General features: G+C 27.2%; 18 protein-coding genes and 2 tRNA genes. 16 read left to right on the plus strand and 4 right to left on the minus strand.

From position 1 onward, the window contains the following. Window positions 1-6: 6 nt before the first annotated feature. A complete protein-coding gene (gene uvrA / locus AMN81_RS02630; RefSeq protein ID WP_072090579.1) occupies window positions 7-2859 on the minus strand; it encodes an excinuclease ABC subunit UvrA in 2853 nt (950 codons plus the stop codon). Between the two features lie 88 nt (window positions 2860-2947). Here uvrA and ssb point away from each other — a divergent pair, with 88 nt between their 5' ends. The 6 genes from ssb (at window position 2948) to AMN81_RS02660 (ending at window position 8380) form a co-directional block, all read left to right on the plus strand. Beyond that, window positions 2948-3397, plus strand: a complete 450-nt coding sequence (gene ssb / locus AMN81_RS02635) for a single-stranded DNA-binding protein (RefSeq protein WP_072090580.1) — start codon at window positions 2948-2950, stop codon at window positions 3395-3397. Window positions 3398-3402: 5 nt separating this feature from the next. After that, entirely contained in the window at window positions 3403-5982 is a 2580-nt protein-coding gene (gene gyrA, locus AMN81_RS02640; RefSeq protein ID WP_072090581.1) for a DNA gyrase subunit A, read from the plus strand. Continuing rightward, window positions 5982-6476: a pantetheine-phosphate adenylyltransferase gene (gene coaD, locus AMN81_RS02645; protein WP_072090582.1), complete on the plus strand. Its 495-nt coding sequence runs from the start codon at window positions 5982-5984 to the stop codon at window positions 6474-6476. The genes gyrA and coaD overlap by 1 nt, the downstream gene beginning before the upstream one ends. A 67-nt stretch (window positions 6477-6543) precedes the next feature. Beyond that, window positions 6544-7029: a peptidylprolyl isomerase gene (locus AMN81_RS02650; protein ID WP_425304112.1), complete on the plus strand. Its 486-nt coding sequence runs from the start codon at window positions 6544-6546 to the stop codon at window positions 7027-7029. A gap of 8 nt (window positions 7030-7037) precedes the next feature. Then, a complete protein-coding gene (gene tgt / locus AMN81_RS02655) occupies window positions 7038-8150 on the plus strand; it encodes a tRNA guanosine(34) transglycosylase Tgt (RefSeq protein ID WP_072090583.1) in 1113 nt (370 codons plus the stop codon). A gap of 154 nt (window positions 8151-8304) precedes the next feature. Further along, window positions 8305-8380, plus strand: a tRNA-Lys gene (locus tag AMN81_RS02660). Between the two features lie 16 nt (window positions 8381-8396). On the opposite strand, the gene AMN81_RS02665 is transcribed toward AMN81_RS02660, so the two are convergent. Then, the gene (locus tag AMN81_RS02665) at window positions 8397-9221 is read right to left on the minus strand and encodes a M48 family metallopeptidase (RefSeq protein ID WP_072090584.1); all 825 of its coding nucleotides are present in this window, start codon (window positions 9219-9221) and stop codon (window positions 8397-8399) included. Window positions 9222-9334: 113 nt separating this feature from the next. Between AMN81_RS02665 and AMN81_RS02670 the strand changes: the two genes are divergently transcribed. Next, the gene (locus AMN81_RS02670; protein WP_072090585.1) at window positions 9335-9952 is read left to right on the plus strand and encodes a DUF502 domain-containing protein; all 618 of its coding nucleotides are present in this window, start codon (window positions 9335-9337) and stop codon (window positions 9950-9952) included. On the opposite strand, the gene recG is transcribed toward AMN81_RS02670, so the two are convergent. Continuing rightward, window positions 9949-12000, minus strand: a complete 2052-nt coding sequence (recG, locus tag AMN81_RS02675) for an ATP-dependent DNA helicase RecG (protein ID WP_072090586.1) — start codon at window positions 11998-12000, stop codon at window positions 9949-9951. The genes AMN81_RS02670 and recG overlap by 4 nt on opposite strands. 25 nt (window positions 12001-12025) lie before the next feature. Here recG and AMN81_RS02680 point away from each other — a divergent pair, with 25 nt between their 5' ends. Further along, window positions 12026-12289, plus strand: a complete 264-nt coding sequence (locus tag AMN81_RS02680; protein WP_256998209.1) for a succinate dehydrogenase assembly factor 2 — start codon at window positions 12026-12028, stop codon at window positions 12287-12289. Here AMN81_RS02680 and AMN81_RS02685 read toward each other — a convergent pair. Next, window positions 12290-12379: transfer RNA gene (locus AMN81_RS02685), tRNA-Ser, on the minus strand. 86 nt (window positions 12380-12465) lie between these two features. Between AMN81_RS02685 and rarD the strand changes: the two genes are divergently transcribed. The 8 genes from rarD to AMN81_RS02725 are packed head-to-tail and all read left to right on the plus strand — an operon-like array spanning window position 12466 to window position 20048. Beyond that, entirely contained in the window at window positions 12466-13344 is an 879-nt protein-coding gene (gene rarD, locus AMN81_RS02690) for an EamA family transporter RarD (RefSeq protein WP_023853812.1), read from the plus strand. Next, window positions 13331-14332, plus strand: coding sequence for a lytic murein transglycosylase (locus AMN81_RS02695; protein WP_072090587.1), 1002 nt, complete (start codon window positions 13331-13333; stop codon window positions 14330-14332). Before rarD ends, AMN81_RS02695 begins: the two co-directional genes overlap by 14 nt. Then, window positions 14322-15083 (plus strand): SPOR domain-containing protein, encoded by a 762-nt coding sequence (locus AMN81_RS02700; RefSeq protein ID WP_072090588.1) that lies wholly within the window; start codon window positions 14322-14324, stop codon window positions 15081-15083. The genes AMN81_RS02695 and AMN81_RS02700 overlap by 11 nt, the downstream gene beginning before the upstream one ends. Further along, entirely contained in the window at window positions 15076-16227 is a 1152-nt protein-coding gene (locus tag AMN81_RS02705) for a D-alanyl-D-alanine carboxypeptidase family protein (RefSeq protein WP_072090589.1), read from the plus strand. The genes AMN81_RS02700 and AMN81_RS02705 overlap by 8 nt, the downstream gene beginning before the upstream one ends. Beyond that, complete coding sequence (gene tmk / locus AMN81_RS02710) at window positions 16220-16834, plus strand: dTMP kinase (protein ID WP_072090590.1); 615 nt, start codon at window positions 16220-16222, stop codon at window positions 16832-16834. The genes AMN81_RS02705 and tmk overlap by 8 nt, the downstream gene beginning before the upstream one ends. Next, entirely contained in the window at window positions 16831-17760 is a 930-nt protein-coding gene (locus tag AMN81_RS02715) for an nSTAND3 domain-containing NTPase (RefSeq protein WP_072090591.1), read from the plus strand. Before tmk ends, AMN81_RS02715 begins: the two co-directional genes overlap by 4 nt. Further along, the gene (metG, locus tag AMN81_RS02720) at window positions 17753-19294 is read left to right on the plus strand and encodes a methionine--tRNA ligase (protein WP_072090592.1); all 1542 of its coding nucleotides are present in this window, start codon (window positions 17753-17755) and stop codon (window positions 19292-19294) included. The genes AMN81_RS02715 and metG overlap by 8 nt, the downstream gene beginning before the upstream one ends. Further along, entirely contained in the window at window positions 19287-20048 is a 762-nt protein-coding gene (locus AMN81_RS02725) for a TatD family hydrolase (protein ID WP_072090593.1), read from the plus strand. The genes metG and AMN81_RS02725 overlap by 8 nt, the downstream gene beginning before the upstream one ends. Window positions 20049-20050 lie beyond the last annotated feature (2 nt).

The following is a 20050-nucleotide window of genomic DNA, read 5'->3' on the forward strand; positions in this document are numbered from 1 at the left end:
TTAAATTTAAGCTAAAAGAGGTTTTAAAAATTGACCAGTATAACTCTCTTTAACTTTGCATACTTCTTCAGGTTTTCCTTCGGCGACAATATTACCACCCTTTACACCACCTTCAGGCCCCATATCCACAATGTAGTCGGCTGTTTTAATAACATCAAGATTATGTTCAATGACAACTACTGTATTCCCAAGTTTTACAAATGTATGAAGTATCTCTAAAAGTTTTTTAATATCATGTTGATGTAAACCTGTGGTTGGTTCATCTAAGATATACATCGTTCTTCCCGTAGATCTTTTTGAAAGTTCTTTTGCAAGCTTAATTCGTTGTGCTTCACCTCCTGATAATGTAGTTGCTTGCTGACCAATTTTTATATAGCCTAATCCAACTTTTTTAAGAGTTAATAATTTTGTTTTTATATTAGATATATTTTCAAAATACTCACATCCTTCATCAACTGACATATCCAAAACATCAGCAATACTTTTACCTTTAAATTTAATTTCTAAGGTTTCTCTATTGTACCTGGTACCCTTACATTCATCACACTGAATATAAACATCAGGTAAAAAATGCATTTCATATGTGATTACACCATCACCCTCACAAGCTTCACATCTACCTCCTTTAACATTAAAAGAAAATCTTCCTGGTTTATACCCTCTTGTTTTAGACTCTGGCAGGCTTGTAAACCAATCTCTAATAGGCCCGAAGGCTCCTGTATATGTTGCTGGATTTGATCTTGGTGTTCTACCAATAGGAGACTGGTCAATATCAATTATTTTATCTATCAATTCTACACCTTTATAACCTTTAAATGATTTGGGTGCTTTTCTTGCTTTATTATTTAAAGTTAAATTTAAGGCATGAAATAGGGTTTGTAATATTAGAGTAGATTTACCACTACCTGAGACACCAGTAACACAAGTAAATGTTCCAGTTGGAATTTTAAGATTAACATTATTTAAATTATTTCCACTTGCACCATTGATTTCTACAAACCTTCCATTTTTAGCTAAACGTCGTGATTTTGGAATTTCAATTGTTTTTTTATTAGCAAGATACTGTCCAGTAATGCTATTTTTATCTTTTTTAATTTCTTCATATGATCCTTGAGCTGTTATCTCACCACCATTACTTCCGGCTTCAGGACCAAGATCAATAATATGATCTGCATTTTCCATTGTCTCGGTATCATGCTCAACAACAATGACTGTATTGCCAAGATCTCGTAATCTTTTTAATGCATTAATAAGCTTAACATTATCTTTTTGATGTAGTCCAATTGAAGGTTCATCCAAAACATATAATACACCTGTTAAACCAGATCCAATTTGTGAAGCTAATCTTATTCTTTGAGCTTCACCACCTGATAAAGTTCCAGATTCTCTAGATAATGTTAAATAATCTAAACCAACGTTTAGAAGAAAATTTAATCTTTCATTGATTTCTTTTAAAACATGTTCTGCTATTTTAAATTGTCTCTTATCGAGATTATTTTCTAAATTTTTAAACCATTCTGCTGCATCCAAAATAGATTTTTTTGTTACTTCACTAATATTAAGATCGTCAATTTTTACACATAACGCTTCTTCTTTTAATCTATCACCATTACATGCTTCACATGCAGTATCAGATTGATATTCAGCTATCGCTTCTCTTTTCCATTCGCTATCAGACTCTAAAAATCTTCTTTCAAGATTATTAATTACACCTTCGAAGGTTTTTTTATAAGAATATTTTTCGTAACCATCATCATAATTAAATTTAATTTCATCTTCATCTGAACCATAAAGGATAATATCTTTAATTTTTTTGGGTAATTTTTTCCATTTTTCATCTAAAGAGAAACCATAATGTTTTGCTAAAGATGATAAAGTTTGAGCATAATATAATGTGGTTGATTTTGACCACGGTTCAATTGCTCCATCTGCTAAACTTTTTCTTTCATCAGGAACAACTAAATTTGGATCAACATTTAATTTCATTCCAATTCCCTCACATTCTTCACAAGCTCCATAGGGGCTGTTAAAAGAAAAAAGTCTTGGCTCAATTTCCTCAATTGTAAAACCACTCTCAGGGCAAGCGAATTTAGTAGAGTAAATTAATTTTTCTATTTTTCTGAATTTTTGAGGAAGCGTTTCATCTTCATATTCTACAAAAACTAAACCGTTTGCTAAATTTACAGCTGTTTCAATGCTTTCTGCCAATCTATTTCCAAGTTTTGAATTTAAAACTATTCTATCGACTAAGACTGAAATATCGTGTTTAAGTTTTTTATCTAGATTAGGTGATTTTTCAATATCATATAAAACATTATCAATTTTAATTTTTCTAAATCCTCTTCTCTTGTAGCTTAAAATATCTTTTTTATATTCACCTTTACGACCTCTCACTACTGGGGCGTAAATATATATTGTTGATTTTTTTGGTAATTTTTTAACTAAATCAACTATTTGTGTAATTGTTTGAGAGGTTATTGGTTTGCCTGTAAATGGTGAGTAGGGGATACCTGCTCTAGCATATAATACTCTCATGTAATCATAAATTTCAGTTACAGTTGCAACAGTAGATCTTGGGTTTTTTGATGTATTTTTTTGTTCTATTGCAATAGCAGGACTTAATCCTTCAATTAAATCAACATTTGGTTTTTTCATTTTATCTAAAAATTGACGTGCATAGGCAGATAAACTCTCTACATACCTTCTTTGACCTTCAGCGTAGATAGTATCAAAAGCTAAAGATGATTTTCCTGACCCTGATAGACCCGTTATGACCACAAATTTGTCTTTTGGAATCTCTACAGTAACATTCTTCAAATTATGTTCTTTAGCGCCCTTAATAACTATCTTTTTCATCATAATTTTAGTTGCTTTGAGTTAATAAAATTAATATTCAGAAGAATTGTGATATAAATCTAATTAACTAATTTAACAAATATTAAATATTATGGCTGGAAGTTTAAATAAAGTATTATTAATTGGTCGTTTAGGCGCAGATCCTGAAATTAAGCAAATGGTAAATGGCAAAAGTGTAGCCAGACTAAGCCTTGCAACAAGTCAATCCTGGAAAGATAAAAATACAGGCGAAAGAAAAGAAAAAACTGAATGGCACCGAGTGGTTGTATTTAATGAGGGTTTAGTAAATGTTGTTCAACAATACTTAAAAAAAGGTGCTCAAGTTTATGTTGAGGGACAACTTGCTACAAGAAAATGGAAAGATGAACAATCTGGACAAGACAAATACTCAACTGAAATAGTTATACAAGGATATAATTCTTCACTCACAATGTTGGGAGGGAGTAATTCTGGTGGTGGAATTCAAAATGACACAACTCAACAAAATAATATTGAGGATTCTTCACAAGTGTCAGATATGGATGATGAAATTCCATTTTAGTTTCTATGAAAAATACTGAAGAGTTTAAAGATAAAAATATAAAATTAATCTCAATGCATGATGAGATGAGCTCATCATATCTTTCTTATGCAATGAGTGTAATTGTAAGTCGTGCACTTCCTGATGTAAGAGATGGTTTAAAACCTGTTCATAGAAGAATTTTATATGCAATGTACAAAGGTGGATACGATTGGTCTAAACAATTTAGAAAATCTGCAAGAATAGTTGGAGATGTTATTGGTAAATATCACCCTCATGGTGATCAGTCTGTTTATGATGCTTTAGTTAGAATGGTGCAAGATTTCTCGATGAGCTTACCGTTAATTCAAGGTCAAGGAAATTTTGGTTCTATAGATGGTGATCCAGCAGCAGCAATGAGATATACCGAAACTCGTTTATCAAAAGTTTCTCAATATTTAATTGACGATATTGAAAAAAATACAATTACTTTTAAAAGTAATTATGACGAAACAGAGAAAGAACCAAGTGTTTTACCAGCACAGTTTCCAAATCTATTAGTAAATGGAGCTGGTGGTATCGCAGTTGGTATGGCAACAAGTATACCTCCACATAATTTAGGTGAAATTATAGATGGTACATTGGCCTTAATAGATAACAAAGATATTAAAATTAAAGAATTAATGAAACATATACCTGGTCCAGATTTTCCAACTGGTGGTGTAATTATAGGTAAAGATATAATTAAACAAGGATATAACAATGGAAGAGGATCATTTAAGATTAGAGGTGAAATCTCAATTGAACAACAAAAAAATGGACGTGAAAGACTTGTAATAACTTCTATACCTTATCAAGTTAACAAATCTGTTTTAAACGAAAGGATTGCTCAATTAGTAAGAGAAAAAAAGATTGAAGGAATAAGAGATATTAGAGACGAATCTAACAGAGAAGGTATTAGGGTAGCAATAGATTTAAGAAATGGTGTAGAGCCAGAGACTATAAAGAGACAATTATATAAAAATACTCAAATCGAAAGTTCTTTTGGATTTAATACTTTGGCTATTGTTGAGGGAAAACCTCAAACTTGTACTTTAAAAGATTTTTTATCAAATTTTTTAACTTTTAGAGAAGATGTAATTATTAAGAAAACTAAATTTGATCTTCAAAAAGCAGAGGAACGCGCTCATATACTAATAGGATTATCAGTTTCAGTTGAAAATTTGGATAAAATAATAAAAATTATTCGATCATCTAAAACACCAGATGAAGCTAAAGTATCAATTTTAAAAAACAAATGGAAAATAAATAAGTCACAAAAATTAATTTCTTTAGTAGAAGGAAAAAAAGGCAAAAATCTTTATTCTTTATCTGAATCACAAGTTTTAGCCATTTTAGAATTAAGACTTCAAAAATTAACTGCATTAGGAATAAATGAAATCGAAGTTGAAATTAAAAAACTAGCTGAACTAATCACTAAATATAAAAAGATTATTTCATCCAAAAAAGAGCTTTTAAAAGTAATCAGTGAAGAGTTAAAAAATATTAAAGAGAAATTTGCTATTCCAAGAAGAACTAAAATTATAGATGCTGTTTTAAATTATGATATTGAAGAAACTATCCAAAAACAATCAGTAATAATTACAGTTACATTACAAGGATACATAAAAAGAGGTTTTTTAGATGGAGTAAAAAAACAAAAAAGAGGTGGTAAGGGAAAATCAGGCATAACAACTAGAGATCAAGACTCGGTTGTTCAAACATTATCCGTAAATACTCATACTTCAGTACTCTTCTTTTCTACTGAGGGTTTAGTTTACAAGATCAAAGCATGGAAAATCCCAGAGGGTTCATCATCATCTAAAGGTAAGTCTTTATTTAATATTTTACCTTTGAAGAGTCACCAAGCAATAAGCTCAATTATGCCAATGCCGGAAGATGAAACCGATTTAAAAAATTATCAAATTATATTTGCTACTGCTCAAGGCAAAGTGAGAAAAAATAGTTTAGAAGACTTTTCATTAATTAATGCATCTGGAAAAATTGCTATGAAATTAGATAACAATGATAAAATTGTAGGTGTTAAAATTTGCAAAGATGATCAAGATGTAATTTTAAGCACAAAATTTGGAAAATGTATTAGATTTGAAGCCAAAAAGTTAAGAGTTTTTAAAGGTAGATCTTCTAAAGGAATTAAGGGAATAGAGTTAGCACCAAATGATCAAATAGTATCTTTGTCGGTTATCGATAATGATAAAATTAATAAAAACGAAAAAAAATCAAAAGACAAAAAATCTGAATTAATAGCAAAAGAGAAATTTGTTTTATCAATAAGTGAAAACGGTTATGGAAAAAAGACTTCTCATTCAGATTACAGAGTTACTAACAGAGGTGGTAAAGGAATTATAGGAATAGTAAATTCACCAAGAAATGGAAATATTACTTCATCATTTCCAGTTTTTGAGGGTGACGAAATTTTAATTTCTACAAATAAAGGAAGGGTTATTAGAGTAGCTGTTAAAGAAATTAGAACTGCAGGAAGAAATACACAGGGAGTTAGAATAATTAAGTTATCAGGAGAAGAAAAAGTTGTTTCAGCTATTAAAATTGATGATAATTTAATTTAATGAGTAAAATTGCAATTTATCCAGGAACATTTGATCCAATTACCTTCGGACATATTGATGTAATAAAAAAATCATTAAAATTATTTGATAAAATAGTAGTAGGTGTCTCAGATGAAAGTAACAAAAATTATCTATTTAGTTCTGAAGAAAGAATAGAAATAGTAAACAAAGCTTTATTTAAAGATCTAAAGTTAAATAGGAAAAAAATAAAAGTAGTATCATTTGGCTCTTTAACCACTGATTTATGTAAAAAATATAAATCAAACATTATTTTAAGAGGATTAAGAGCTGTATCTGATTTTGAATATGAATTTCAATTAGCTGGTATGAACAGAAAATTGAACCAAAATATTGAAACAATTTTTTTAATGTCTGATGTAGAAAATCAAATTATTTCATCTAGATTTGTAAAAGAGATTGTTAAATTAAAAGGTGATATTAAAAAATTTACTACCAAAAGTACAATCAAGTCTTTAAAAGAGAAATATGAATAAAATTTTTATTAGAATACTTATTTTGTTTTTTTTTATTACCAACCAATCAATAGCTGAGGAGAATATAATGATATTAAAATTAAAAGATGGTGACGTTAAAATTGAATTGTTTGATGATGTTGCTCCAAATCATGTTAAAAGAATTAAGGAATTAGCAAATAGCGGTAAATACGATAATGTTGTTTTTCACAGAGTTATTGATGGATTTATGGCTCAAACAGGTGATGTGAAATTTGGAAATTCAGAATCTAAAGATTTTGATCTTAGAAGAGCTGGAATGGGTGGATCAGATTTTCCTGACTTAGAGCAAGAATTCAATAGTCTACCACATGATAGAGGAACTTTATCAATGGCACGAGCTCAAGATCCAAATAGTGCAAATAGTCAATTTTTTATTTGCTTTCAGCCAGCTCCTTTTTTAGATCGACAATACACAGTATTTGGAAAAGTAGTCGAGGGTATGGAATTTGTAGATAAAATAAAAAGAGGTGATCAAAACAATAACGGTGCTGTAACTGATCCAGATAAGATTATTAGTTTCAAATCCCAATAAATTTTTTAATGGCATTAAAAAAATTTGCCTTTAACGTTTTAAAAAAAGATAAATTTGCTAGGTGTGGTTTAATTGAGACACATCGTGGAAATATACAAACACCTGCCTTTATGCCTGTTGGAACTCAAGCCACAGTAAAGGCTTGTACAATAGATGATATAAAAAAAACAGGCTCCGAAATCATACTTTCAAATACTTACCACTTAATGATACGCCCAGGTGTTGAAAGAATTCAATCTGCAGGTGGACTTCATAATTTTATGAACTGTGATTTACCTATATTAACTGACTCTGGTGGTTTTCAAGTTATGTCTTTATCAAAATTAAATAAAATTGATAGAGAGAAGGGGGCTATATTTAACTCTCATGTTGATGGAAAAAAATTTTATCTAAGTCCGGAAGAAAGTATAAGAATACAGTTAGGTTTAAACTCTGATATTGTAATGATTATGGATGAATGCCCAAAGAAAACTAATGATTATAATGTTATAAAAAAATCGATGAATTTATCACTTTACTGGGCAGAAAGATCAAAAATAGCATTTGGTAACAATCCACATAAAGCTTTATTTGGAATTGTTCAAGGAGGTTTATTTAAAGATTTAAGACTTAAATCACTTGAAGAATTAATTAAAATTGGTTTTGATGGTTATGCTATTGGTGGATTAGCAGTAGGAGAAACACAAAATGAAATGTTCAATGTCTTAGATGATATCAAAGAATCTTTACCTAATGAAAAACCACACTATCTAATGGGTGTTGGTACGCCATCAGACATTCTGGGAGCTGTAAAAAGAGGTATTGATATGTTTGATTGTGTTTTACCTACTAGATCTGGGCGAACGGGTTTAGCTTTTACATGGAATGGAAGGGTAAATATTAAAAATAATAAGTATCAAAATGATAATACACCACTTGATCCTTATTGTGAAAATCTTAATTTAAACAAATATTCTAAAAATTATCTAAATCATCTGTTTAACACTAATGAAATATTAGCTTCAATGTTATTAACACTTCACAACATTAATTTTTATCAAGAATTGATGTTTCAAATAAGAAAAAATATAAATACTGGTACATTTGATGAATTTCACAATAAATACATAGATAAGTTGTAGTTAAAATAAGTGTGCCATTTTGTGTATATAATCAAGTCAAATTCCTTAATTTAACAAGCTTAATTAATGAAAACTTTTACATACAACGAATTGAAAAATAAAAATTTATCTGTATACACACAATATTCATTTAGAAAAAATGAATCAATTTTGTGGGCCGTTAGCTCAGTTGGTAGAGCAATTCCCTTTTAAGGAATGGGTCGATGGTTCGAGTCCATCACGGCTCACCATATTAAATTAACTTATTTAAGTTATTTTAATAGGTGGATACTTTATAATTATTTCATTCATCCAATTTTGTAAATTTTTTATTCTATTTTCTGATGATGGATGAGTGCTCATAAATTCAGCTGGTTCTTTTCCTTTGTTAAGTTTTTTCATCCTTTCCCATAGCTGAACTGTTTCTCTAATATCATAACCTGAAAGAGATGAAAAAATCATACCTAAATAATCAGCTTCACTTTCTTGTTTTCTGCTAAATGGATTCATTAAGCCAATCTGAGATAGCATACCAACAGTATTCATACCTGTTACTTTATTGACTTGAGATAATTTTCCTCCACTAAAAATATCAAATAATTGGGTTCCAGTATTAATCAACGCACCACGACTTGCTCTCTCAACAGAATGTTTTGCTACTGCGTGAGCAATTTCATGACCCATTACTGCAGCTAAACCATCTGTATTTTTTGTAGCTTCTAAAATTCCAGTATAAATCGCAATTTTTCCTCCAGGCATACACCATGCATTCCTAGTCTTTTTTTCAATTAAAATATACTCCCATTTAAAATTTGAGGTAGGATTTTCTACGTTAATACTAGTAAAATATTTGTCTATTGAATTTTCCATTTTACTACCAATTTCTTTTATTTTTTCTAAAGTTTCAAAATCATCACTCATTTTTTCTTTTTCTTTAATTTTTTCATATATTTGAGCAGCTTGAGAATTTAATCTTGATTCAGGAATTATTTTTAATTGCTTTCTGTCTGTGATAGGAGCTGTAGTACATGAAGGTAGTATTAACCCACAACAACTACAACCAACATATGATAAAAATTTTCTTCTATCCATTTCTAAATAAAATTGCTATTAATTTTATCAGATGAATCTAAATAATAAAATATTAATAGTTTTATTTATTGTTTGTATTGTTTTTGTAATTTACGCTAGTTACAGTTAATCTTATGTCAAAAAAATCAAAAAAAAAATCTATTTCATTAACATTAAGAAACTATTTTATTACTGGTGTTGTTGTTTTAATACCGATAGGTTTTACTTTATATTTAACTAAAATTTTAATTGGAATATCTTCAAACTTAATTCCAAAAAATATTAATCCAAATAGTTATTTACCTTTCAATATACCTGGTGTTGAAATTGTAATTTCAATTTTACTTATTACTATCGTTGGTGGCCTGTCTTTATCATTTTTTGGTAGACGAATTTTAAAACTAATTGATGATTTATTTAAACGAATTCCTTTTTTGAGAACTGTTTATTCTGCAGTGGTTCAAATGACTGAGACATTTTCAAAAAAAGATGATGGTAAAAAAAGTGTAGTTTTAATTGAGTATCCTAGAAGAGGTGTTTGGGCAGTAGGTTTTGCAACAAAAGAAAACAAAGGGGAAATGTCAGAAAAAACAAATAAAAAATTAATTAATGTTTTTGTACCAACAACGCCAAATCCTACAAGCGGCTTTTTACTTATGTTTCCAGTTGAGGATGTAATATATTTAAATATGTCTTTTGAAGAGGCTTCTAAGTTTATTGTGTCTGCAGGAACATCTCAAAAGAAAAACTAAGCTATATCGTTTATTATATCAGCTCTATCGTACAATTTTATCAAAGGTTTGAATTTACTTATATCTTCATTTGATTTTTCTATTCTTCTCATTTCTTTTTCAGCTAATAAGAAAAGATCACTATTCTGAATTGGATCAGCTAACTTAAAATTTTTTACACCACTTTGTTTAAATCCCAAAATATCCCCAAACCCTCGTAATTTCATATCTTCTTCAGATATTAAAAAACCATCATTAGTATCTTTTAAAATTTTTATTCTTTTTTTTGCGTTTTCGCTTAGATTGGATTTAAACATTAATATGCATGTAGAGTCTTTATCTCCACGACCAACTCTACCTCTCAATTGATGAAGTTGAGATAAACCAAATTTGTTAGCATTTTCAATTATAATCGTATTTGCATTTGGAAAATCTATTCCAACCTCAATAATCGTAGTAGAAACCAAAATCTTAAATTTATTATTTAAAAAATTGTTTAGAATTTCATTTTTTTCATCTACATCAGTTTTTCCATGAAGCAAACAAACTTGATTTGGAAACTTGCTTTCTAAATATTCATACTTTTTTACAGCTGATGAGTGATCCAATTTTTTAGATTCTTCAATTAAAGGACAAACCCAAAAAATTTGATTTCCTAAGTTAATTTCTTTTTTTATAAATTTTAAAACATCTTCAATTTTCACCTCTAATTTACTATATGTTTTAATTGGTTTTCTATTTTTAGGTTTTTCTCTAATTATTGAAATATCCATATCACCATAAATTGTCATTGTTAAAGTTCTTGGTATAGGTGTTGCTGTCATTAATAATACATCACAATTTGATCCACCTTTGTCCGACAATTTTTTTCTCTGATTCACTCCAAACTTATGTTGTTCATCTATAATTATTAATCCTAATTTTTTGAAAATTACTTTTTTTTGAAAAATAGCGTGTGTACCAAAAATAATATCAATTTTATTATTTTCTAATCTTTGAAGTATTTCTTTTTTTACCTTGTATTCTGATTTTCCAGAAATAAGAGCTATATTTATATTTTTAGGAAATAATTTTTTTGCTAGAGTAAAATGTTGTCTTGCTAGAATTTCCGTAGGAGCCATAAAAGCAACCTGGAAACCAGAATTTATTGTATTTATTGCTGCTAAAAGAGACACTATTGTTTTTCCACTACCAACGTCTCCTTGTAAAAGTCTAAACATTTTATTTGGTGAACTTAAGTCTTTGTTTATTTCGTTAAGTGATTTTTGCTGATCATCGGTAAGAGAAAAATTTAATTTATCAATTATAGAATTTTGTTTATTAAAATTAATAACTTTATTTTTTTTTTTAATTTTTCTTATTTTTTTTCTTATTTCAGAATTAACAAGAAATGTTGAAAATATTTCATCAAAAGCAAGTCTTTGATAGAAATTTGATTTATAATTTCCAATATTTTCAGGTTTGTGCAGTTCTTTAATTGAGCTATTCCAACTTATATTGTTAAATTTAGATAAAATACTTTTAGAGTGCCATTCATTAAAAACTGGTAAATTATTGATTATTTGATTTAAGATTTTATTATATATTTTTTCAGAAATACCCTCAGTTAATGAATATTTATTATGAGTTTGCTTGATTAAAGAGGAATCCTCAGAAACATATTTTGGATTTGTAATTTGGTATTTATTCCTGAAATGACCTATTTTACCACTAACAGTAATTTCTTTTCCTAATGGAAGTATCTTTTTTATGTATCCCTCATAACTATTAAAAAAAATACAATCTATTTCACCAGTTTCATCACTACATAAAACTCTATTTGGTAATTTCCTTATACGTGGAAAGTTATACTTTTGAGGAATTATAGTTACTGTTTGTATCTCACCTATTTTTAATTCTTTTATTTTTGATGACAAACTTCTGTCTGTATAAGATTTTGGAAGTTTCCATAGTAAATCAAATAAATTATTAATATTTTTCTTCTTTAATAAATTTTTTGTTTTAGTTCCTACACCTTTTAAAGAACTTAAATCTGACAATAAATATTCATAATTTGTTTTATTATTCATTAACTACTAATATATTCCAATTATTATGATCAACATAGATGAATTAAAAAAAAAAATTATTTACCGATCTAATTATAGAGGCACAAAAGAAATGGATAATCTTTTGGGTGCATTTACAAAAAAATATATAGATAATTTAAATGAAAATGATCTTCTTGATTTAGAAAAACTACTGAATATTGATGACACTAATTTGTATAATTTTTACAATGGTTTTAAAACCGATTTTGAATTTGAAAATAACAACATTAATTTTTTATATAAAAATTTTGAGTATACAAAAAAATGATGGCGGAGAGACTGGGATTCGAACCCAGGAAAGAGTTGCCCCTTTGCCGGTTTTCAAGACCGGTGCTTTCAACCGCTCAGCCATCTCTCCGTGAGCAAGGTTTTATAATTATAATTATTTAATTCAACCTTAAAATAGTCTAATAAACTTATTAATTACAAGCATCATGGTTTCCTATGAATAAAGAATTTAATAAAGGCTTATTACTGGCTGGGTTTGGATCTTTTTGGTGGGGGTTTTTTGGTGTAATTTATTTTAAATATATTGCTTATATTGGGCATATTGAATTAGTAGTTCATAGATGTTTATGGACAGCGTTTACTTTAATTCTGACTACTTTTTTTTTCTCTAAATGGAATATTTTTTTTCAAATTGTAAAAAATAAATCAAAATTATTTTATTTATTTATTTCAGGTTTTTTAATTTTTATAAATTGGGGTGTATGGATATATGCTATAGCAACAAATAGAATTATAGATGCAAGTTTTGGATATTTTATTATGCCCATTTTAAGCGTAATGCTTGGTTATCTTTTTTTTAAAGAGAAACTAAATAAAAAAAGAGTCTTTTCAATCTTGTTGGTTATTCTATCCATCCTTTTTTTAATTATTGTAAGTATTAAATCATTGCCTTGGGTTGGTTTAATTGTTGCTTTAAGTTGGGGGTTTTACAATTTAGTTAGAAAAAAAATTAATGTTGATACTGATGTAGGTCTTCTTATAGAGAGTTTATTTATATTACCATTTGCACTGTTGGCTTTTTATTTGATAGCAAGCAAAGGTTATAATGATTTTCAATTATCTGATCCTTCGATGATGCTATTTATTTATCTTGCTGGACCTATGACCGTTATACCTTTATTTTTATATGTTAGGGGAGTTGAACTCTGTGGTTTAGGACCGACAGGCATGATATTTTATATAACTCCTACTTTTCAGTTTTTATTGGGTTATTTTTATTACAACGAGCCTTTTTCAATAACAAAATTAGTTAGTTTTATTTTTATTTGGATTGCTGTAATTATATATTTGAAGGACTTGCATGAAACTAATTAATTTTTTTTTATTTTTTATTTTTATTTCTATTAATTTCTCATTTGCTGATATCAATAAAGAATTTGAAAATTGGAAATTAAATTTCAAAAAAATAGCTTTAGAAAACAATATTTCAGAAAAAACGTTTGATACAGTTATGTCTGATACTAAATTTTTATCAGATGTGATAAAATACGATAGGTATCAACCTGAATTTTATGAGGATACTAAAACTTATATTTCAAAAAGAACATCTCTAAAAAAAGTCTCTTTAGGAAAAAAATTCTATGAAAAAAATTCAAAATTAATAAATACTGTTGAAAACGAATTTAACATAGAGAGAGAGTTACTATTAGCCCTGATGGGAATAGAAACTAATTTTGGAACGTATGTTGGTAAAATGGATATTTTATCATCTTTGGCAACTTTAAGTTTTGATAAAAGAAGATCAGAATTTTTTACAAATGAATTATTAATACTTTTGCGATTAATAGAAAATGATCAAATAGATTATAAAACGTTATATGGGTCTTGGGCAGGTGCTTTTGGTTTTTTTCAATTTATGCCATCAACAATGAAAAATTATGCTATTGACCATGATGGCAACGGATATATAGATTTAAAAAATAATAATGATGCTTATGCTTCTGCATCTAATTATTTAAATCAAATAGGCTGGAAAAGTGAAAATCCTTGTTTTTATAGAATTGATTTATCAGATAATATACCAAGTAAATATTTAAATATTTCCGCAAAAAAACTTCATGATAAAAAAAAGTTAAAATATTTTAGAAAATTTATTAAAAATAATGATCAAATAGATAATAAGTACAACTCTTTAAAGGTAGCTATTATAACTCCAGATAAAGATATCATACCTGATGCCGAAACTTTAAATCCAGCTTATATTGTATTTGATAACTATGAGATAATATTAAAATGGAATAGGTCATTGCGATTTGCTTTAGCCGTTTGTACATTAAAAGATAAATTTAAAAATGAACTTTAAAAAACTAATATTAATTATTTCTATACTTTTTTTATCTGCATGTAATCAATTTGATCAAAATAATAAAAACTTAGTTTATATTAGTGATCAAAAGTATAGTAATACTGGATTTGCTTTAATTTATGATGATGAATTAAAAAAAGAAAAAAAAATATCTAAAAAAATCGATAATAGGTCTCTTTTAATTTTTCATAATAAAATTAAAAAAAATTCATTTGTTAAAATTACCAATCCTATTAATGATAAATCAATTATAGCAGAAGTAATCTCTAATAACGTTAAATTCTCTACTTTTTATAACTCTGTAATTACGCAACGAATTGCTGAGGAGTTATCACTTGACGCTAAAGAGCCTTATATCGATCTTGTTTTAATCTCAAAAAGTTCAACATTTGTAGCTAAAAAGGCAAAGACTTTTGATGAAGAGAAAAGTGTAGCTGAAAAAGCTCCTGTTGACGGAATTACAATAGATAATCTAGGCAAAGAAAAGACTAAAGAAGTCAAAATAAAAAAACATAAATTTTTATATTCAATAAAGATTGCAGATTTTTATTACCGAGACTCAGCAGAAAATATGGTTAATAGAATAAAAGATGAGACAAATATAAAAAGATCTGTAATTAAGAAATTATCTAAAACTAAATATAGGGTATTATTGGGTCCATTTAATGATATAAAAAAACTAGAAAAAACATTTAACGAAATAAAAGTATTAAATTTTGAAAATATAGAGATATTAAAAGATGTTTAGAATATTATTAATTGTAATTTTTTTTAGTTTTTCATTAGCAGGCGTTTCAAAAGCTAATTTTGATGTAAAGGCAAGAACTGCAATATTACAAGATTATCATTCTGGAGAAATTCTCTATGAAAAAGAGCCAGATATTTCAATTTATCCAGCTTCTATGACAAAAATAATGACAGCAATTATTGCTTTTGATTTAATAAAATCAGGCGATCTTAGTTTAGACGAAAAATTTATAATATCTGAGCGAGCTTGGAGATTATCTACATCTGGATATTCATCGATGTTTATAATGGTAGGTGATCAGGTCTCTGTAGAAAATTTATTAAGAGGTATTATTGTTGCTTCTGGTAATGATGCATGTATTGCATTAGCCGAAGGTATAGCAGGTACTGAAGAAGAATTTGCAATTTTAATGACTGCTAAAGCAAAAGAATTAGGGATGGATAATACAAATTTTTCTAATTCATCGGGAATAAATGACCCCAACAATTACTCAACTGTTAGAGATATTTTAAAAATGTCTAGATATTTAATTAAAGAACATCCTGAATTTTACAAAATGTTTGCTGAAAAAGAATTTACGTGGGATAGAACAGGGGGTGATCCAATAACACAAGGAAATAGAAATCCTTTGCTTTATAAAAATCTTGGAGCAGATGGTATAAAAACTGGTTATTTAGCAGTTGAAAAATATTCTTTAGCATCATCAATAGATAGAAATGGCAGAAGATTGATTGCTGTAGGAAGTGGTTTTAATTCAAAAAACGCTAGATCTAAAGAGAGCACAAAATTACTTACATTTGGTCTTACCAACTATGATCTTGTAGAAATAGCTAAAGCTAATAAACCATTACACAAAATTGATGTTTGGTTAGGAAAAGAGAATAGTGTGGAAGCATATACAAAGGAAGATATTTATAAAACAATCAAAAAAGCGAAAAAAAAACTTTTAAAAGTTGTTGTTAAGTATGATGGACCAGTCGAAGCACCAATTGAAAAAGATCAAAAAATAGCCACTTTAAGAGTTGTTTATGATCAAGAACTCATTGGTGAGTATGATTTACTTTCATCGAAAGAAATTAAAAAAGTTAATTTTTTTACAAGATTAATAAAATCAATAAATTATTTAATTTGGGGTGATGTCTAAAAAACCCATCATTGTTTTTGAGGGTATAGAGGGTAGTGGCAAAAGTCATCATATAAATAAAGTATCTAAATATTTAGATAAAAAGAAAATTAATTATATAAAGATAAGAGAACCAGGTGGAAGTCTTAATTCTGAAAAAATAAGGAGATTAATTTTAAATAAAAAATCTAATTTTAACATATATACTGATTTACTTTTATATTTAGCAGCGCGTAGTGAAAATATAAATCTTATAAAAAAAACATACAAAAAAAAAATTATTTTGATTGATAGATTTACAGACTCAACTATAGCATATCAGCATTATGGTATGGGTGTTGATTTAAACATCATAAATATCATAAATAGATTTTTATTAAAAAATATTAAAGTCAACTTTACTTTCTTAAATATTGTAAATAAAAAAAATCTATTTCAAAGATTAAAAAATAGAAAATCTCTCAATCGATATGATCAGTTTGATATGAATTTTTATAATAAAGTTCAAAAAGGTTTTTTGAAATTAGCTAAATCGAATAAAAAAACATACAAAATAATTGATTCTAATTTAGATATAAAAACAAATGAAGATTTAATAATTAATCAAATTAAAAAATTAATTAAATGAATTTAAATCCCCTAACTCAAATAAATTTATTTGAGCACAAAGAAGTTTTTAATCAATTATATAAATTATATAAAAATGATACTTTGCCTAATAAAATTCTTTTATCTGGTGAAAAAGGTATTGGAAAATCAACACTAGCATATCATTTAATTAATCTTGTATTGTCGGAAAATGAAGAACATCCATATGATTTTGAAAAAAATAAAATTAATCCAGATAATAAGTCATACAAACTTATACAAAATAAATCTAATCCAAATTTTTACTTAATTGATGTCTTAGAGGAAAAAAAAAATATTGATATAAATCAAATTAGGGAATTGATAATAAATCTAAATAAATCCTCGTTTAATAATAAAAAGAGATTTGTTTTAATTGATAATATTGAATTATTAAACTTAAATTCTATTAATGCTTTGTTAAAAATTTTAGAAGAACCTAATGAAAACATAAATTTTATTTTAATTAATAACAATAAAAGAGTACTACCAACTCTTAAATCCAGATGTTTAAATTTCAAAATTTTTTTAACAAAAGATCAGTCAATTAGAACTGTTAATCAATTACTAAACAATGACATAAATACTATTATCAATAACAAGTTATTTGATTATTATGCAACTCCTGGAAAATTATTTAAATTAATTAACTTATCTGAGGAATATGACTTAGATCTTGTTAATTTTGATTTAAACACAACACTAACAACCATAATTAAAAATAAAATTTATAAAAAAGATAAATCAATTATTGAAATCATTTATTCTTTTATTGAACTTTATTTTAGAAACAATATATCTAGCAAAAATATTAATTTACTAAAGTCATACCATTATTTTTTAGAAAAAATTAATAATACTAGAACTTATAATTTAGATGAGGAAACATTGTTTATGGAATTTGAGGATAAAATACTAAATGGATAAAAATTATTATATTACAACGCCTATATACTACCCATCAGCTAAGCCTCATATGGGTCATGCATATTCAAGCATTATCGCTGATTTTTTTGCAAGATTTAAAATAATTGATGATTATCATGTTCATTTTCTTACTGGTACAGATGAACATGGATTAAAAATTCAAAGATCTGCGGAAAAAGCAAGGAAGGATCCTCTAGCTTTTTGTGATCAAATTAGTCAAACCTTTAGAGATCTTTCGGATACTTTAAATTTATCTAATACTGATTTTATAAGAACTACAGAAGATAGACATAAAAAAACAGTTCAATATCTTTGGAATGAACTTGAGAAAAATGACGATATATACTTATCAAACTATTCTGGATGGTATTCAGTATCAGATGAGGCCTTTTATAACGAAGACGAAATTGAGGAATTAGACGGAAAAAAAATTGCTATATCATCAAAATCTCCTGTTGAATGGATTGAAGAAGAATCTTATTTTTTTAGACTTTCAAAGTGGGAAAAACCGTTATTAGAATACTATGAATCTAATCCAGATTTTATTGCTCCTCAATCTAGGAAAAATGAAGTTATTAGTTTTGTAAAGAGTGGTCTTAAAGATCTTTCTGTTAGTAGAAAAAGTTTTTCATGGGGCATACCTGTTCCGAATAATAAAAAACACGTGATATATGTTTGGCTCGATGCTTTAACAAATTATTTAAGTGCATTAAATTATCCTAATACAGATGATGATTTATTTAAAAAATTTTGGCCAGCCTCAATACATTTAATTGGAAAAGATATACTAAGATTCCATGCTGTTTATTGGCCTGCTTTTTTATTAGCAGCAAGAATTGATTTACCAAAGAGAGTTTATGGCCATGGATGGATATTATCAGGGGAAGAAAAAATGTCTAAATCTAAAGGAAATATTCTTGATCCGCTTGAAATAATTAAGGAGTATGGTCTAGATCCTTTAAGATACTATTTAATTAAAGAAGTTTCTTTTGGTAACGATGGAAATATATCTCAAGAAAGACTAGAGGATTGTATTAATAGTGATCTAGCTAACAATTATGGAAATTTATGTCAACGTGTAACCGCTTTTGCAATAAAAAATTGTAATGGAAAAATTCCATTAGAAGTTAAATTTCATGATGAGGATTTATTAATACTAAATAAGTATAAAGATAATTTAGATAATATCAGGTCTCAAATTGACAATCAAAATATTAATTTTTACATTGATTATATTGTAAATTCACTTTTTGAAGCTAACAAATATTTTAATGATCAAGAACCATGGAAAAAGAAAGACGATATAATTAGATTAAATACTATCGTTTATACTACCTTAGAAATTGTTAGAAAAATAAGTTTTTTACTATATCCAATTATTCCTGAGTCATCTTTAAAGGCATTAAAGATTTTTGACATTGAAGAAAAAAATATAAAATTAGATTCAGTTTCTAATAATGAATATTTAACCAAAGGTAATAATATTAATAAAATAGATATACTTTTTAAAAAAATAGAAAAAGACAATGATTGACTCACACTGCCATCTAGATCATGAACCATTATTAAGTGATTTAGATAATGTAATACAAAGATCAAAAGAAGTGGGTATAGAAAAATTATTAACTATCTCAACTTCGTTTGAAAGTTTTTCTAGGGTAAAAGAATTAATTAATAAAGATGAGATGATCTATGGTACTATTGGTATTCATCCTCATGAAAGCTCCACGGATATTATCAATTCAAAACAAATCATTGAAAGTCTCAATGAAAACTCAAAAATTATTGGAATTGGAGAAACTGGGTTAGATTTTTATTACAACAATAGTGAAAAAGACAAGCAAATAGCAAGTTTTAAAGAACATATAGATGCATCCATAAAAACCAATGTTCCATTAATTGTTCATTCAAGAGATGCAGAAAAAGAAACTTTTGAGATTTTAAATGAATACAAAAATGAAAACCTTAAAATTTTAATGCATTGTTTTACTGGATCTAAAGAATTCTCAGAAAAACTAATGACTTTAAATTCATACTTTTCAGCAAGTGGTATCATTACTTTTAAAAACTCATTAGATTTACAAGATACGTTTAAATCTATTCCAATGGACAATATCTTAATTGAGACTGATAGTCCTTTTTTAGCACCCGTTCCTAAAAGAGGCAAAAAAAATGAACCATCATTTATTGATTATACCGCTACAAAATTAGCTGAAATTAAAAATATATCCAAAGAGAATTTTATCAAAAAAACTACAGATAACTTTAATAAACTATTTTTTAATTGAAA

Origin of the sequence: Candidatus Pelagibacter communis, from assembly GCF_001179845.1 — a bacterium.
In the GTDB taxonomy this organism is placed as follows: Bacteria; Pseudomonadota; Alphaproteobacteria; order Pelagibacterales; family Pelagibacteraceae; genus Pelagibacter; species Pelagibacter ubique_Q.